This window comes from Pedobacter yonginensis (assembly GCF_003173595.1).
Taxonomy (GTDB): domain Bacteria; phylum Bacteroidota; class Bacteroidia; order Sphingobacteriales; family Sphingobacteriaceae; genus Pedobacter; species Pedobacter yonginense.
In genome coordinates this window covers 526,686-542,829 of sequence record NZ_QGNZ01000003.1, presented here as the reverse complement: position 1 = coordinate 542,829, position 16,144 = coordinate 526,686, and the positions used below count along the sequence as shown (strand labels likewise).

Below are 16,144 nucleotides of genomic sequence, written 5' to 3'. Positions count from 1 at the left end.
GAATTTATTTCGCTATATTATAAATTAACTCATTAAAATTTCTCCTTACTTCTCCCTGAGTCTTGATTCCACTTTCTTTAGCTAAAATTTCAGATATGCCGAGAATCGCTGCCATTCTCAAGACTGGTTCAAGTTTTCCGGTGTCCACTCCAACATATTCTATCATAAAAGGATGTGCTAAGGATACTCTAATATTGATATTTCTAGCAAGGATTCCCTGCGTTTGACTTGCAATTTCAATTAACTCCTTTGCAGATTCATCGTATGATAATTCTATTTCAACATTCCAAGTCGTGCGATTGAAATTTAAATTAAACGTCTTATTAATGGACTTACTAATGACCTCTAGAACAATTTTTTCTTCGTGGGCTTCTTGGTGATTGACTATTGTTGTAATGACATCAGGAACTTTCTCTTGAAATTCCTTCACCATTTTATCTAGTGTTTTTTTTGTAGTTTGATATTCTTTCTCAGTTGCTCGAACCCTAAATTGCTCTGCTTGCTGAAAAAGGGGGAAATTTGCATGACTAATATCGTCTTTAAGGATTTTCAAGAATATATCAAGCTTTTCATCCCATTGTATTCCTTTCTTTGTAAAATTAACATTAAATCCTTCTAAATGTAATTCGCCAAAAATTCTTTGATACCGGTAGCTATTTGAATGACCAAAGATAAAGTCCGGTCTAAATCCAGAATCATAACTTCCTTGGATAACTCTACCTCTTCGAAAAAGCGCAAAGCCAGCATGAGTTGTCGATGCTTTTTCTCTAATGGCTACAAAACCTTTCACACTTAAACCTTCTTCAATTTCAAAATCAATGTTTTTTTTCCATTCTATTGCTCCTTCGTCATTTTTATTATATTGTGGCGCTAGAAGAACTTTAGTTTCTGTGTACTGGAGATATTCGGTGTCGAGTTTAAGAGTTAAAATACCCTTTCTCAGAAAATCCCGATAAATACTGCTGAGATGATTTTTAAGAATCCCTACAGCTTTCTTTTTCGGTATTTTCGATACATTGAAAAGTTCTATTTTGGTATAATGGGATGACTTTGGGGTTGGTACAGAATTAACATCAAGTTCTTCAATCTTATCGAAGTAGATTTGTTGCATGTCAAACGTGACTTTTTTTTCTAATTCTTCGTCCAATGGGGATGTAGTTACTGACCATTTATCTGAAAACCAACAGGCAGCAGATTTCATTCCCATTCCAAACTCTGAAAGACCAGAATTATCAGGAGGAATTTCAGCAGCTCTAAAAGCTCTAGCATAATCTTTGTCTGAAATTCCAGCAGCATTATCTTTAATTGTAATCTTCTCTTCTATCTCATTAAGTTCAATTTTTACAGATAATTGAAAATTTGGACCTTCAATTTGCTCAAGACGTTCCTTATTATTTAAATAGCTGGAAATTGCATTGTCAATAAATTCAGCTAGCGCAAACCATGTTTCGTATTCTATGTATTTTAATACGGAAAGCATTGTCACTTGAGGACGAATACTAACTTTACTGTTGTTTTCCATGTGTTGAAATCATTAATCCATTCTGAAGAAATGGTACAAACTGCAAATTAGTAAATATTGAATCAAATTCATCAACGTAATATAATTACATAAAATCCCAACATTATCTCTAAGTTTATTTTTTAACCTCCCAAGCTATTATATAAGTTTTAAATCAACCTAATTCTATGACGTATATACATATTATGCGCATAATTTCTTTAGTTGAATATTGATAAATTCTTCTTAAAACACTTTGCCAAATATTGATGATCTTAATATTGTAACTTGTGGTTCATAATTTTAAATATATGGAGGGGAAGCACGAAGTAAGAAATTATTGTGATGAGTTATTAGGAATTGCAAATGCTTCCATTTCAGATGTAGAAGAAATAGTTTCTACTGAGCCATTAACTAATTTTATTCTATTCATGGAAATCGTGCGCGTTTATGACTCTTGGACGTGCAGTTCTGAAAAACTTCAATGGGACGGTGAATGCTCGAAACAGGAATATGATGTATTAGGACTAGGCTTTAATCTTGCAATTTATTATTTCCTTAAACCTATCGAAAGATCAGGCTTTCCGCTGAATGAAAGCACCGAAATAACTAGAAAGTTTGCTACATCAATTTTGTATAAGCTTGGATGTGCTGTGATGATAAAGAGGTCAGTAGCAATGGTAGAAGCTGGACTTTTAATCTTAGAAAAAAAGGACAATTGTTTTGTCTTCAAAAACACCAAAGAAATGGAATATCAGTTTCTTGATCAAATGGAGTTTTCGCAATCAAATGATCTCAATACGAAAATCAATGAAAATTCTGAGAATCAACTAAATGGCTGGGATTTTTTTGAACTAGAAGATATTTCAAAAACTTTTTTCCAAGAGGGAAACTTTTATTCGAAAAATAGCAAAAACAATTTTTCTTCATTTTTACTTAACGATATTACGACCATAATGAGACCCTTAATTAATCCATGGGGCACAGGAAAGGGGGTGTTTATGGGCTATGGAAGCTCAATTGACATTGAGATGCATTTTTTGGCTGTAGCAACTGAATTAGTAGGGCATTGGAGAGTTGAAGCTGGATTTCATTTAGATGCACAAATAGAGGGTCTTTCAGGGGCTGATCTTTGCTTTATAATCTCCCTGCTGGTGAGCTTCTATTTGAAACACGGCCATTTTGCTTATATAGCATCGAAGGAACTTCCTGAAATAAATCTTCCAATGAGCCTACCTATTTGGACTCCAGTTGAAAAGATGATTGAAGATACTTCGGCACTGCCATCCGTTGATGAACAATTAGTTAGGAAAGCCTTTTCCATCTTGATATTTAAACCTTCAGAAGCTATTTTTTTAAATGCGCATACAACTAAGTTCGTGCCATTACTTATCGACATTGGAAATGGTTTTGTCCTTCGCCCTTACAGTGCCATAGCATATAATCCTTTTTTTTCGCTGATTAGTTTATTGGAATTTCGAAATCCAAATACTAGACATAAACTTTCGCTTCCTAGGGAAAATTGGATGCGCGAAGAACTCTATGCTTCCTTTGCTGGTGTTAGATATCAAACTATCAAAGGTAATATTAAATTGAGAGTAGGTAAAAAAATCATAACAGATATTGATGCAGTAGTCTTCGATAATTTAACCGGAGAGCTTGCAATATTTCAACTTAAGTGGCAAGACTTTTATTTTAATGACGTTAAGAAGTTGCGTAGTAGAGCTAGTAATTTGATACATGAACTAGAAGGATGGGCAATTAAAACGACGGCTTGGATTAGTGCCAATGGAAATTCTGAGCTAGCAAGAAATCTGAGACTTAAGATCGAAAAGTCAAGGCCAATGAGTTCAATATTTTTATTTGCTATTTCACGAACCAAGGCTCGAATGAAAGGTTATGGTTTTTCAATAAAGGCGGACAATTTGGCTGTTTGTAATTGGCCACAGTTTTCAAGAAATAGATTTGAGGTTGGACCCGCAGAAAAGGTAATTAGTACACTTTTTAATAATATTAAATGCCAAGAAAACGAAGCTCTTAAAATCAAACCGTTTCCAGTAACATTTCAGTTTGGTGAATCTAATTTAGAATACCTAGACTTATACAGCCATGTCGAAAATGTTAAAGATAGCGATAGGCACTTAGAAGATAGTAAAGACAAAATTTGATCGGTTTATTATTGGCAGTTCCTTACGTAAAAAAAAAACATTATTTTCATCGAAAACTATCTAATTAAAGTTCTCAAAATGAAGAAAAAAGATTTGGAGCCAGCCAACGGATTTAAACTAATTGCCGTTAAAACGCTCCCAGAATGCGATGAAAGATACCTTAAAGTATTGACTGGTGAGAAAATATATTACTTTTATAACAACTACCATATTGATGAGGTCACTGAACACATAAGCTCTATAGACAGCCTTTGTAACGACCTGTTTAACGTCAATGGAACCAATGTCAATATTTCTGCCATAGTTGGTAAAAATGGATGTGGGAAAAGTGCGTTGGTAGAAATCCTTTTAAGGATTATTCATAACCTCTGTGCAAATCAGCAGTTGCCGAGAAAATATATTCCACTTACTGATTTTCATGCTGCACTTTATTATTACCAAGATGGCTATAAAAAGCTTGAAATTAAGGGCAATGATTCATACTTATATCAATATAAAGCTGACCGAACATTGCCAAAGAAGGCAATCCGAAATGAAAAAATTAGCCCTTTTTTCTACACAATGGCGGTTAACTATTCACACTATGCCTATAATGTTAATGACTATCCTGAAGGGAACTGGCTTGATCCACTTTTTTACAAGAATGACGGCTACCAAGCACCAATAGTTCTTACCCCTATGCGAAACAAGGGTAACATTGAAATCAACAATGAAAAAACATTGTTGCGGTCGAGACTTCTTGCAAACTTAGTGCTTCCCGTAAGAAACAATTTTAGTTTTAGAAACATTACCGGAAACTTAGAAGCGTACAAAATCAATCTTAAGCTGAAATCTTCTAAACGTATGAGAGAGCTATGGATGATTGACGCAGACAAAAAGAAGGACCGCGAGATGTATACATTACAAAACATTGTTAATCAGCGAGAAGTGCTTATGAGCAAATTGAACGTACTATATCCTTTTAAATACGAGCATCTTGGAGAGGAATACAATATCGCAATTGATTACATTGTTTACAAACTGGTTAGGATAAGCCTCCAGTATCCTGAATACAGAGACTTTTTTAGTAAGAAAACGAAAAAGTTTGATGAAGATAAAATCGATGCTTTCCTTGAAAAGATAGTAGATGATCATAGCCATATCACGTTCAAACTCAGGCAAACCTTAAACTTTCTGTTATTTCAAAATATTGAACTAAAAGATCAAAGTATCCTAATTTCTGAACTTGAAAAAATGCTATCGGATATGCGCCAAAAGTATGGTAGAAAAATTGCCGATACTATTGAAATGATTCCTCCGCCTTTATTTGAAATAGAGGTTATTATGCGTTCTACTACTAACCCGAATATAGATATCAAGCTCGATAGCCTAAGTTCTGGGGAAAAGCAAATGATTTATTCAGTTAATTCTATGCTTTACCACCTAATTAACCTAAACTCAGTTGAAGAGAAAGACGATAAGGTAAAATATAAGGATGTATGCATAATTCTGGAGGAGATTGAAATGTATTTCCATCCTGAAATGCAGAGAACATATATAAAGTATATTCTAGATTGCCTAAGCCGTATCGATCTTGAAGAAATTAAAAGTATAAATATTTGCTTTGTGACACATTCACCATTTATATTATCAGACCTTCCCAATACTAATATCCTGTTCCTGGCAGAGAACGGACTTCCTGTTGAAAGGGAACAGAGTTTTAATACTTTCGCCGCCAACATTCACGATCTTCTGAGGCAGAGCTTTTTTCTGGCACAGGGATCAATGGGAGAATTCGCAAAATCAAAAATCAACGACACCATTGCTTACCTTAACTATTGTCGGACAGAAAAAGAACTGGAGGAATTAAAAAAAGACGAAAATATTAAAGATGAAGTTATTGGGGCAAAGATTGAAGAGGTAGCTAAGGCAAAAAACAATGTCATTGAACTTGACTCTCAAAAACACAAAAACCTCATTACAATCATTGATGAGCCAATTTTAAAACAAAAGTTGACTCAATTGTATGATGAATATCATCCTACGGACCTCGAACTCGAATTGATCCGAGAGAAAATCGCTAAACTTCGACTGAGAGCTGAAAAAATTCAAAAGAAATCCTAATATGCTTTATTTACCACACCCAAGCAAACAGGTTCTTGATGACTACCACAAGAAGTTGGCACCAAAAATATTTGGAAAGGTCAATGCTGCAGATTCTAAATTAAATGCCGGAACAAAAAGACATTTAACTCTTGAGAAAATAATCGAAATTTTGGTTGCAAAACCTAACGATCTAATGCAACTCCACTTAGAGATTATGCCGAAGGTAATTCAAGGGTTTACTGAAGTGGACTATTTGAGTTATATCGAGGGTAAGAGAGCGAAAAATATTCCAAATCACCTTAAACGCTATAAAAACGTAAATAAGCTACTCGATATTTTCGATTATGAACAGTTCATTAGTAAATCGAAAACTAGGTCTTACACTTTAGCCAAATCACTAAACAGAAATACCTGTACCTACTGCAACAGATTGTATACTAGCACTATTCAATACAAAGATGCAGTAACTGGCAAGATTAATTCCGGTACACGAATCACCAGACCTCAATTTGACCACTGGTACGCGCATTCAATTTTTCCAGTATTTGGTCTTTCGTTTTATAACCTAATACCAAGTTGTTCAGTATGCAACAGTTCGGTTAAAGGCGACGATATGTATCATCTATCTACACACATTCATCCTTATATCTTGGAGAAAGATCAACACTTTAAGTTCAGTTACAGTCAGCGAGGAGAAGCAAGTTATGCTGTAGAAATTCTCGTTGATCCAAATACAAAAATGAGCAGATTTCTAAGTGAAATGAAAATGAAAGAGATATATGATGCCCATGCCGATCTAGAACTAAAAGACCTGATTGACTTGAAGAAGAAGTATTCCGAAAATTATCTTGATGTCCTATTTAATGAAACTCTGAACCACTTTCAGATCAGCAAAACAGAAATTTATAGAATGATCTTTGGAGTAGAGTACAGTGTAAATGACTTTCACAAAAGAACATTTAGTAAATTTAAAACTGATATTTTGCACGAGTTGATGAGTATTGATTAATGCCTTGATAAACATTTAAATTAAACAGCAGTTTAAAAGTGCTAGTAACAAGTACCGTAGAAATCATGTATTACTTGACTATTTCCAAGCAATTTTTTGAGTTTTTTGCCATAGTGTAAATATCATTATGTTATTCCAAATTATTTTCATCAATCTTTGCGATTCTCGTAAGGTCGTCGAGTAAGTTTCTAGAAAAGTAAATAGCTTCGGGAGCCAATCCCCACAGCAATGTGGGGATTTTTTTTTGGTAGGATAACTGATGCATTTTAGTGGATCTTCAATCAACCTTAATTTGGAATCACAAAAAAATCATTTAAAATGAACCAATACGGTAAAATATACTTGGGTGACGATGCCTTGGGCTATCTTTCAAAACAAACAGACAAAATTGAAGCTTTGAAAGCACAATAATCGTTTTGCAAGTTATTTGGAGACCAAAAGCACAAATGATAATGGTGCAGCCTTTTCTAAGAGATTTTTTTACAACAACTTTTGGTAGCAGAAAAAACGAAGTCCTGGGCGTTTAGCCAAACCAATTTCACCGCTAAAGTTGTAACCCAATTTTGGGAAAAGCGCATTTGTGGCTAAGTTTTCGCTATTAGTATCTACCCGTAAAATTTTTATGTTGCGATGCAATGCAACAGCCTCAGCCTGTGTCATAAGTGCTCTTGCAATCCCTTTGCCTTGGTAGTCGGGATCTACAGCCAAGCGATGGGTTACAATAGCCTCTTCGGTGATGTCCCAACCAGCATCGGTATATTCTGGATCTTGATCTGTTGTAATGGCTGAAACGCCCACAACCTGACCATTAATTTCTGCCACCCAAAGTTGACCAATTTTAATGTCGGCCTCAAATACTGCTGGATTTGGATAATCATCTCCCCATTGGAAATTCCCGATAGCATGCATTAATGGGATTGCTTTTTTTACCAGAAGCATTATTTTTGGTACATCAACTAATTGGGCAATTCTTATTGTCATGGTGCAAATATAATCGCAAGAAGATGAAGCCAAAATAAATTCACTATCTAAAACCGAAGAATCTTCATTTGAGAATATGGCGATTCCTTTATATATTAGTTAGCGATAAGCTTTGTAAATACCTTATTTTCAGATAAAATGAAAAAAATTTTATTCGTTGTTTTAATGATTACTGCCTCTTTTGCATCGGGTTTCGCATTCAAGTCAATCCTAATCAATCAAAATAAAAAGAAGATGAAAAAAGTAACTGGCATTGGTGGTGTCTTTTTTAAGTGCAAAGACCCAAAAAAGGTAACCGAATGGTACCAAAAGCACTTGGGTTTAAATACTAATCCCTATGGGGCAACTTTTGATTGGTACGAAGGTGCCGACAGTACAAAAAAAGCGCAAACGCAATGGACACCCTTTGCTGAAACGACAAAATACTTCGAGCCTTCTACAAAAGATTTCATGATCAACTATCGGGTCGAAAATTTAGAAGCCCTTGTTGCCGATTTAAAAAGAGAAGGCGTTACCATTGTTGATGAAATTCAGACTTACGATTATGGGAAATTTGTTCATATTTTAGACGCTGAAGAAAATAAAATTGAGCTTTGGGAGCCAAAGGATTAAAGTTGGTTTAGATCATCCGAACGTTTCCATGAAAAATATTAAAATCAAATTAACCTCAACAAAGATAAGCGAATTGGGCACATTTTTCGAGTTTCAATTGGATGAGGAGGCACGTTATTTAGCGGCTTTTACACCAAAGAAACCATTGTGTAGGGATGCCTATATCGAAAAGTACACCAAGCATTTAGCGGATCCAAATATCAACATGAAAACCATTTGGTTAAATGATGTGATTGTAGGGAGCCTTGCCAAATTTGTTTTAGGAGATGAGGCTGAACTTACCTATTGGATTGAAAAAAAATTTTGGGGCATGGGCGTTGCTTCAAGTGCGCTGAAAGCGTTCTTGGAAGAGGAAAAATCCAGACCGATTTTTGGTCGTGTTGCTTTTGATAATTATGGCTCTCAAAAAGTTTTAGAACATTGTGGCTTCAGAAAAGTGGGGCAGGATAAAGGATTTGCTAATGCACGGCAGGCAGAAATAGATGAACTTATTTATAAACTCTGAATAGTATGATTATACAAGCTTTAACAGACTTATTTACAAGGGATTTAGGGCGTTTGCGTACAGAAATAGAATTGTATAATCACGAAGAAAATCTTTGGAAAGTGGAGGCTACGATCGCCAATTCGGCAGGAAATCTTTGTCTTCACATCATTGGTAACCTGAATACGTATATCGGCAATGAAATTGGCAATACCGGGTATGTTAGAGACCGGCCTCTTGAGTTTTCGTTGAAAGGCATTCCAAGAGTAGAATTGCTCCAAAAAATTGATGAAACCGTTGTGGTTGTTAGTCAATGTTTAGGGCAGCTGAGTGAAGCTGATTTGGAGCGTGAATATCCAATAGTTGTGCTCAATGAGGCAACTTCATACTTATACTTTTTAATTCATCTAACTACCCATTTAGCCTATCATTTGGGTCAAATTAATTACCATAGGCGATTGTTGGATAGTTAGATTTCTAAAAATTCAACGGATCATTATTTTGTCGGCATTTTAAAAGATGGTGGGATAGCGCCATCTTCTGAAGCCCAAAGTTTATTAGGACGTTTGCCCATTACCAATTCTAATTTGCCGCCTTTCATCAAATCCTCATGTGAAAACCACGATTTGTTCCATACCTGTCCGTTTAGTTTTGCCGATTGTATGTATTTATTCTCTGGTGCATAATTTAGGCAAGAGAGTTCGAATTTTTTTCCGTTTCCAAGATCGAGTTTAACGTTGGCAAATGTTGGACTACCAATAACATACATGGGTAAACCAGGGGTCATGGGGTAAAAACCCATTTCAGAAAACACCACGAATGAGGTCAGTCCGCCACCGTCTTCATCGCCAGGAATTCCCATTAAGTCGTTGCGAAACCATTGCGCCAACAAACTGCGAACCCGTTTTTGCGTACGCCAGGGTTGTCCGGCATAATTGTATAAATAAGGGATGTGCATGGCCGGTTCGTTTCCCATTGAAAACTGCCCGACATTGCCGGTATGATCAGGCAATTGGGCATAAAAATCGTATCTACTTTTTCCCAACGAGGTATTGTACATTTTTTCTAATTCATCCACAAAAGCTTGTTTGCCACCAATCATGTTCACCAAATCGCCTACATTATGCAAAACATCCCATCTGTAGAGCCAACCATTGTTTTCATCATAAGTTTCTCTAGCCCCTAAGCCACCAGAAAAGCGATAATCAAGCGGTTGGATAAATTTGCCATCCGCATCTTTGGGGTGAAAAAATTTCGTTTCTGGATTAAATACGGTGTGGTAACTTAAGCTTTTATCTAGAAAGTATTTTGCATCGGCTGTTTTGCCTAATTGCTGTGCTATGTTGCCTAAGCACCATTCATCATAAACTGTACCCAAGGTTACTGCAATTGGCTGGCGTTTTTCGAAGCCGTGAACTTCTGGTGCCGTTTCTTTTTCGCCTGAAGGTAAAGCTGGGAAATAACCTTTATCTTTAAAAAACTGATCTAAAACACCAGCTTTTTTTGACGACCAAGGGGAAAGCGTTTTTTCGGTGATGCCTGCCTTGCAATACTGGTAGGCTTCTTCCAAATTGAAGCTCCTTAGGCCTTTGTTGTAAGCATCAATAATGGTTGCTACGCCATGGTTACTGTTCATGCGTCTGCTGTCGCCCGTAACTTCTGGGAAGGTTGGCATCCAATGGTCGTCCATTTGTTGCGCCATTCGAAGATATGAATTGATCATGTTCCCTTCCATTTTGGGCTCGATAATTACTCTAAGTGGGTGGGTTGCCCGATAGGTATCCCAAATCCAATCGTCTGTAAAAAAAGGAACGCCATTATCATTATGAACTTTACCATCAAATGCGCTAAAATATTTTCCATCTTCAGATAATGAAATCATACGCTCGTAAGTGCGATATAGCGAGGTATAAAAAATGGTTTTCGCCGTTTCATCCGAGCCTTCCACCATAATTTTTCCGAGTGTTGCATTCCAAATATTTTTTCCGTTTTGAGCAACTTGATTTAGATTATAATCTTTAATTTCTCGGCGCAGATTGTTCTTGGCCTGCTCTACATTGATAAATGATATGCCATAATGGGCTTTAATCTGCTTCGTTTTTGCGGGGTATTTCAAAAGGAGATAAGCGTTTCTACCAGAGGTAGATTGATTTTTGGTATCAATCTGGTCGTTTTTGTGCGTCCCTGCTTCTGTTGGGGATAAATCTGTTTCCAGATAGAGGTAAACTTTTGTGTTGTTATCCAATTTCTGGAAACCACTAACCGTGTTTTGGTTTACTTTTAGTTCGCCATCTCTGGTATTTAATATCAAATAAGGATTTTGATTGACGTTTGAAAAATTGATGGCATAAATCCCCGATTGGTGTGAAGGTGCAAATTGTACATTTATACCATAATCATCTAAATCTACCTCGTAATAATAGGGTTTAATAACTTCGTTATCGTAACCGTAGTTGAGTGTGCTTTTGATGCTGTTGATATTGCCCTGGAAGGGACTTAAATTAAAGGCTGAACTCCCTCGGTGACTGGTAATCACGATTGGCAAACCGTTAATGGTGTTACTGGTAAAATTATCCCGTTCAGGATAAACACGCAACAAACTGTTGGGTAAATGAACAGTAGGATAGGTTGGCACAAGTAAATGGCTGATGTTGCCGATGTATGGATTTACGTAATCTACAGGCTGTTTTTTTAGTTGTGCATTTGCAAAATTTATGCAGATATTGAAGAAAAAAATCAGGATGCTTGTCTTGTAAATGGATTTTTTCATGTTTATTTTTTGGCTAGGGATGGGCAAACATAGCATTTTTTGGAAAATATTTTTTATACGTGGTTAGACTGTAAATGTATCATTCGTGTTGAAGATTTTGAATGAAGAGCTAAGTTAGTAAAACGTTTTATTAAATCATGATCAAATGCGGTGTTTGACTTGATTTTTCGGGATGGGCGGGGGGATATTATTGAAGACTATTTGTTTGTTTCTTACTATTTTTTTTTCGCAAATCAAGTTCATGCCTGTGATTGGATTCCAGTTTTGCATCAATCTACGGGCAGTTTTTTCAATTATGCTGATTGGATTATGGTTCTGCGTGAATCTGCGGGTTAGGCATTTTGCAATTGTTAGTGCTGGTGGTTAGTTTCTGCGTGAATCTGCGGGGAGTTTTTTCAATCATTTGATACTGATTGGACTATGGTTCTGCGCCAATCTGCGAGTAGTTTTTTTAATTATTTGGTGTTCATTGGATTTGGGTTCTGCGTGAATCTGCGGGTTAGGTATTTTGCAAGTATTAGTGCTGGTGGTTAGTTTCTGCGTGAATCTGCGGGGGAGTTTTTTTTAATCACTTGGTGTTGATGGATTTCGGTTCTGCGCCAATCTGTGGGCAGTTTTTTCCAATTATTTGATGCCGTTGGATTCAGTTTCCGCGTAATCCCCAGCTAAAACGAACTAAATCTTATCTAACTTAAAATACCCCAAATGAATTTCATCTTCTGGCAAGTTCGCCGACGGATAAATCTCGATGTGGTATTTTTCTTTACTCGCATTGTTCAAGATATCTTCTATTTTATAAATGTCATCCACATCAATTCCATATTTTTCATCGATGTGCGAGTTTGCACCTTTTATGCTATTGGTTTTAAAAAATACCGTCTTTTTAGCGTTTTGAATGGCCGTTGCGCGATCGTCTTGTACGGATAGAATGGTGTAATGCTGCTCTTCTAATTTATTGCTTTGATAACCGCCTAAGTTAATGAAATATAGCTTCTTCGTTGAATGCGATAAGTGCTCACCTTTAGCCACTACGCTAATTTTGAATCCATCAACTGCGGTAACTTCCCGCCAGCCATCTATGTGAATGCTTGATCCAGCTTCTGGCCAAAAGGCTTTAATTTGTGGAACCAGCTCTTTTAAGGTGTGTGCAATTCCGAAAAAGTAATCGTGTTGTTCTACATTTCTCTTGGGCGCTTTCGATCCCAATAGCAACATAAAAAGTTTTGGTTTTAGGGATGTTTGCTGGTCATCACTCATGTTTAATGTTTTTGTTTGAAGATATACTTTTCTTAGTAAACGGCTATAGCCACCTATTGTTTAAGAAAATCATATTGGGGTTTAGAATCGACCAGGCTTTTAATCACGTTTTCTGATGCGGCCTCGCAAAAATCTAAGCCAGAATAATCAGGGTTAAAGCCACCGATATAGGGTACTGCCATAATGTAAATGCGGTTATTGATGGCGCCATAATCATCTAAAATTTGAAAATTATCGTTGATGGTAATACCTGGAACATTTAAATAATAATTGCCGTTACCATCGGTTTCAACTTTGTCATTCCCGTTTTCCATGGCTTGTTTGCCAATGGTTTCATCTTTAAATTTAATGCGAGCTCGGCTAACGGTTCTCTTGCTTAACAAGCTTTTGTATGGCAAATCTTGATAGTTTAAATGGGGTTGACCAACACAATCAACAAAGGTTTTAAAATATGGGTTGTGTTGTTGATTCATTTCGTCTGTATAAAAATATACCGCTCCACCTTCCTCGCGAGGTTCGGTGTAACTGTCATCTCCTACAGGAATAATTTCCAATATCCCAGCATCATATAAGGCTAGCATTTCTTCTACAGATCCTTGCGGAACGAAAGCAATTACAATTGAAATTAGAGGCATTAAAACTTTTTGAAGTCTTTGCATGTCCTCTGCGGAGAAATGTTTGGCTGGATAGTTCATGGCGAAGCTGAGTACCGCTAGCATTTCCTTCCAATAAACCGATTCTTTGCGTTTTATTGATTTTTCTGCTTCGGTATATTCTGCTTTAAACAACAAAAAAGGATCAATGCGCTCTCTTAAATCCATCATCGAATCGACAAAGGTTTCGATGCTCATGTCTCTAATTTGATCATAAAAGCCAGGTTCTTTATCCCGAATCATCTCCTTAAAATTTTGCTCAAAAACAAAATCTAGAGATAGGAAGCCACCATTTTCTGCCTTATTTTTTTCGACAACTTCATGGCTCAAAACTGAATCTTTCAATAAATGAGAATCGGCAAGATGAAAACGAATGGCAGGTAAAAGTCCACTTCTGGAGTGCATCACCATTTTAAATTCGGGACTATCCTCATTCAGTTTGTAAACCAATTTATCTTCATTTTTCCATTGGAAAGTTCCGTTTTGCCTGGCCATGGTACGAATTGCATCAATAGCCGTTAGCGATGAGCCTTTTATGGCAACCGGATGATTTATTTTAAAGGCAAGTTTAGCTGGTGGATAGGGTGAATCGAAATAGCCTTGAAAAACTTTCTCGTTTTTAGAAGGCCATCGGTGCCCCGTGCAAATGATGATGTTGTCGTATTCTAGAAGTGTTTCACCAGAGATTTCTACCTCCACTTTATCCCTTTCCGGATGGTCGATGATATCGGTTACGGGACTATTCAAGTGTACGTTGGTTTCAATTCCATTTTCCTTTGCTTTTGCCAATAACAAATCAAACTGGGCAGAAAGATATTGACCAAATAAGAGCCTAGGCAACACTTTAAAATCGTTAAATTTTTCGGCATCGATGTGAAAACGATCTAAGGTTTCTTGCGGAACGGTTTTAATCCAGTCGGCAATAGAGGTAACCAGATCGGGTATTTCATTTCCAGATACATTGGTAATGTGCTCATCGTTAGCGCCTTTTGTACTGTAAGGCATGCCCGCCCCAAGCTGCGTATTTTTTTCAATAATGTCTATCGAAAAGTCGGTTCTACGCGAATCTAACAGCCTTTTGAACATAAAAAGTCCGCTTGGGCCACCGCCTAAAATTGCAATCTGTATTTTATTTTCTGAATGTTGGCTTTGCATGGTGCAATATCGTTGGTATTAATCTGCGTTATTAACTTCAAAACCACCATAGCCCACCATTTCGGCGGTATGGTTAACAGTTAGGTTTAGCTTAAATTTTTCAATCAAAGCCTTAGCCATCGTAATGCTTCTGTGAATATCGTTTATCCCCCTAATCTCAATTCCCTTAACTAAAGTTTTGTATTTGTTGGGTTCAAATTTTTCGATGAATTTTTGCAAATCGGCGCTTATTGTTTTCTCTGTTAATTTCATACTCGGCTATTGTTCTTCATACAATCTAAAAAAAGGGAAATTGTTTTAAACATTTGTTTTTTGCGGAGATTTTAAAAGTTGTAGCCTTTGGCAAAAGAAAACAATTCCGCTGTTTTTGGGGTTCTGCGATGACAAGCCACCTTATGAAAAGTTCAAAAATTTCAGCTTCAAAAATTTACATGGGAACGAGCGGACTAACTCTGCCAGTACCTAACAAAGCGTTTTACCCCGATGAGTTTAAGGAAAAAAGCAGGCTATGTTTTTACAGTTCTTTAATGAATTCGATAGAAATTAACAGTTCATTTTACAAAACCCCCATGGGGAGCACTGTTGCGAAATGGGTTAACGAGGTGGGTGATGATTTTAAATTTACTTTTAAACTCCTTAGAGACATTACACACAGTAAGGGTTTGGTTTTCGATCCATTGCTTTTACAAAAGTTTATGGATAGCATTTCTTTCGCACATGCTAAACAGGGTGTTTTGCTTGTTCAATTTCCGCCAAGCCTAAAGGCCGATTTGTTTTTGAAAGTGGAGAGATTACTGTCTTTAATCCGAGAATATGTTCCCATTGGGTGGAAGATTGCACTTGAATTTAGGCACCCATCGTGGTATAAAATGGAAACTTATGATTTATTAAACGAGCAACAAGTAGCATTGGTTATCCACGATAAATCGCCGGCCAACACGCCCATGATTGAGCTCAGCACAAACTTTGTTTATTTGAGGTTTCATGGTCCGGGTGGAAATTATCGGGGGAGTTACGATGAAAGTTTTCTTTCTGAATACGCCAATTATATTAGCGATTGGCTTCGGGAGGGCAAGGAAGTGTACGTTTATTTTAACAACACGATGGGCGAGGCCTACCAAAATCTGCGCACATTACACGATTTTGTTAAAGAATTGCGTTTTGAAGGCTAGATTAACGTTTAATACAAGTGATTTAAATGATTCTCGATTTCTGCAGTAATTAAATTAATGGTTGGGGTATCTAAATTTATTTGCGGAGCATGCTCATCATCTAAATCCCGCTCAAATATTGGCAGTTCATCCAAAATATCTTCAAGGGGTAAGAGTTCCCAATCCGAATCTAAATTTCGAAGTGCACCAATCATTTTACCCTTATTGATGATTTGGTAAACATCTTCATTTGGAAGTATGGTTAGTTCCAAGTTTAAATTATGGTGATGAATAAATATTTTAAAAGCGTCCATACAG

At 36.6% G+C, this 16,144-nt stretch carries 14 protein-coding genes; 7 read left to right on the top strand and 7 right to left on the bottom strand.

Going from position 1 to position 16,144, the window contains the following annotated elements:
- Window positions 1–4 precede the first annotated feature (4 nt).
- Window positions 5–1,522 (bottom strand): ATP-binding protein, encoded by a 1,518-nt coding sequence (locus tag DHW03_RS13955; RefSeq protein WP_109926437.1) that lies wholly within the window; start codon window positions 1,520–1,522, stop codon window positions 5–7.
- Window positions 1,523–1,812: 290 nt separating this feature from the next.
- On the opposite strand from DHW03_RS13955, the gene DHW03_RS13950 reads away from it, so the two are divergent.
- The 3 genes from DHW03_RS13950 (at window position 1,813) to DHW03_RS13940 (ending at window position 6,763) form a co-directional block, all read left to right on the top strand.
- On the top strand, window positions 1,813–3,669 hold the full coding sequence (locus DHW03_RS13950) for a hypothetical protein (RefSeq protein WP_109926436.1): 1,857 nt from the start codon (window positions 1,813–1,815) through the stop codon (window positions 3,667–3,669).
- Window positions 3,670–3,747: 78 nt separating this feature from the next.
- A complete protein-coding gene (locus DHW03_RS13945; protein ID WP_109926435.1) occupies window positions 3,748–5,772 on the top strand; it encodes an AAA family ATPase in 2,025 nt (674 codons plus the stop codon).
- A gap of 1 nt (window position 5,773) precedes the next feature.
- Window positions 5,774–6,763 (top strand): hypothetical protein, encoded by a 990-nt coding sequence (locus DHW03_RS13940; RefSeq protein WP_109926434.1) that lies wholly within the window; start codon window positions 5,774–5,776, stop codon window positions 6,761–6,763.
- A 480-nt stretch (window positions 6,764–7,243) separates the two neighbouring features.
- On the opposite strand, the gene DHW03_RS13935 is transcribed toward DHW03_RS13940, so the two are convergent.
- Window positions 7,244–7,744: a GNAT family N-acetyltransferase gene (locus DHW03_RS13935; RefSeq protein ID WP_109926433.1), complete on the bottom strand. Its 501-nt coding sequence runs from the start codon at window positions 7,742–7,744 to the stop codon at window positions 7,244–7,246.
- Between the two features lie 138 nt (window positions 7,745–7,882).
- Between DHW03_RS13935 and DHW03_RS13930 the strand changes: the two genes are divergently transcribed.
- Genes DHW03_RS13930 through DHW03_RS13920 form a run of 3 tightly spaced genes read left to right on the top strand, consistent with a single transcriptional unit; the run spans window position 7,883 to window position 9,313 of the window.
- Entirely contained in the window at window positions 7,883–8,356 is a 474-nt protein-coding gene (locus DHW03_RS13930; protein ID WP_205941011.1) for a VOC family protein, read from the top strand.
- Window positions 8,357–8,384: 28 nt separating this feature from the next.
- Complete coding sequence (locus DHW03_RS13925) at window positions 8,385–8,861, top strand: GNAT family N-acetyltransferase (RefSeq protein WP_109926432.1); 477 nt, start codon at window positions 8,385–8,387, stop codon at window positions 8,859–8,861.
- A 5-nt stretch (window positions 8,862–8,866) separates the two neighbouring features.
- The gene (locus tag DHW03_RS13920; RefSeq protein ID WP_109926431.1) at window positions 8,867–9,313 is read left to right on the top strand and encodes a DUF1572 family protein; all 447 of its coding nucleotides are present in this window, start codon (window positions 8,867–8,869) and stop codon (window positions 9,311–9,313) included.
- A 23-nt stretch (window positions 9,314–9,336) separates the two neighbouring features.
- Here DHW03_RS13920 and DHW03_RS13915 read toward each other — a convergent pair whose 3' ends face one another.
- The 4 genes from DHW03_RS13915 to DHW03_RS13900 all read right to left on the bottom strand — a co-directional run bounded on the left by DHW03_RS13915 (window position 9,337) and on the right by DHW03_RS13900 (window position 14,927).
- A complete protein-coding gene (locus DHW03_RS13915; protein ID WP_109926430.1) occupies window positions 9,337–11,610 on the bottom strand; it encodes a GH92 family glycosyl hydrolase in 2,274 nt (757 codons plus the stop codon).
- A 675-nt stretch (window positions 11,611–12,285) separates the two neighbouring features.
- The gene (locus DHW03_RS13910; protein WP_109926429.1) at window positions 12,286–12,867 is read right to left on the bottom strand and encodes a DUF1543 domain-containing protein; all 582 of its coding nucleotides are present in this window, start codon (window positions 12,865–12,867) and stop codon (window positions 12,286–12,288) included.
- Window positions 12,868–12,920: 53 nt separating this feature from the next.
- Window positions 12,921–14,675 carry an FAD/NAD(P)-binding protein gene (locus DHW03_RS13905; protein WP_109926428.1) on the bottom strand — a complete coding sequence of 585 codons (1,755 nt, stop codon included), beginning with the start codon at window positions 14,673–14,675 and terminating at the stop codon, window positions 12,921–12,923.
- Between the two features lie 18 nt (window positions 14,676–14,693).
- Window positions 14,694–14,927, bottom strand: coding sequence for a hypothetical protein (locus tag DHW03_RS13900; RefSeq protein WP_109926427.1), 234 nt, complete (start codon window positions 14,925–14,927; stop codon window positions 14,694–14,696).
- 143 nt (window positions 14,928–15,070) lie between these two features.
- On the opposite strand from DHW03_RS13900, the gene DHW03_RS13895 reads away from it, so the two are divergent.
- Window positions 15,071–15,847, top strand: a complete 777-nt coding sequence (locus DHW03_RS13895; RefSeq protein WP_205941010.1) for a DUF72 domain-containing protein — start codon at window positions 15,071–15,073, stop codon at window positions 15,845–15,847.
- Window positions 15,848–15,855: 8 nt separating this feature from the next.
- Here DHW03_RS13895 and DHW03_RS13890 read toward each other — a convergent pair whose 3' ends face one another.
- The gene (locus DHW03_RS13890; RefSeq protein WP_133248526.1) at window positions 15,856–16,140 is read right to left on the bottom strand and encodes a hypothetical protein; all 285 of its coding nucleotides are present in this window, start codon (window positions 16,138–16,140) and stop codon (window positions 15,856–15,858) included.
- Window positions 16,141–16,144 lie beyond the last annotated feature (4 nt).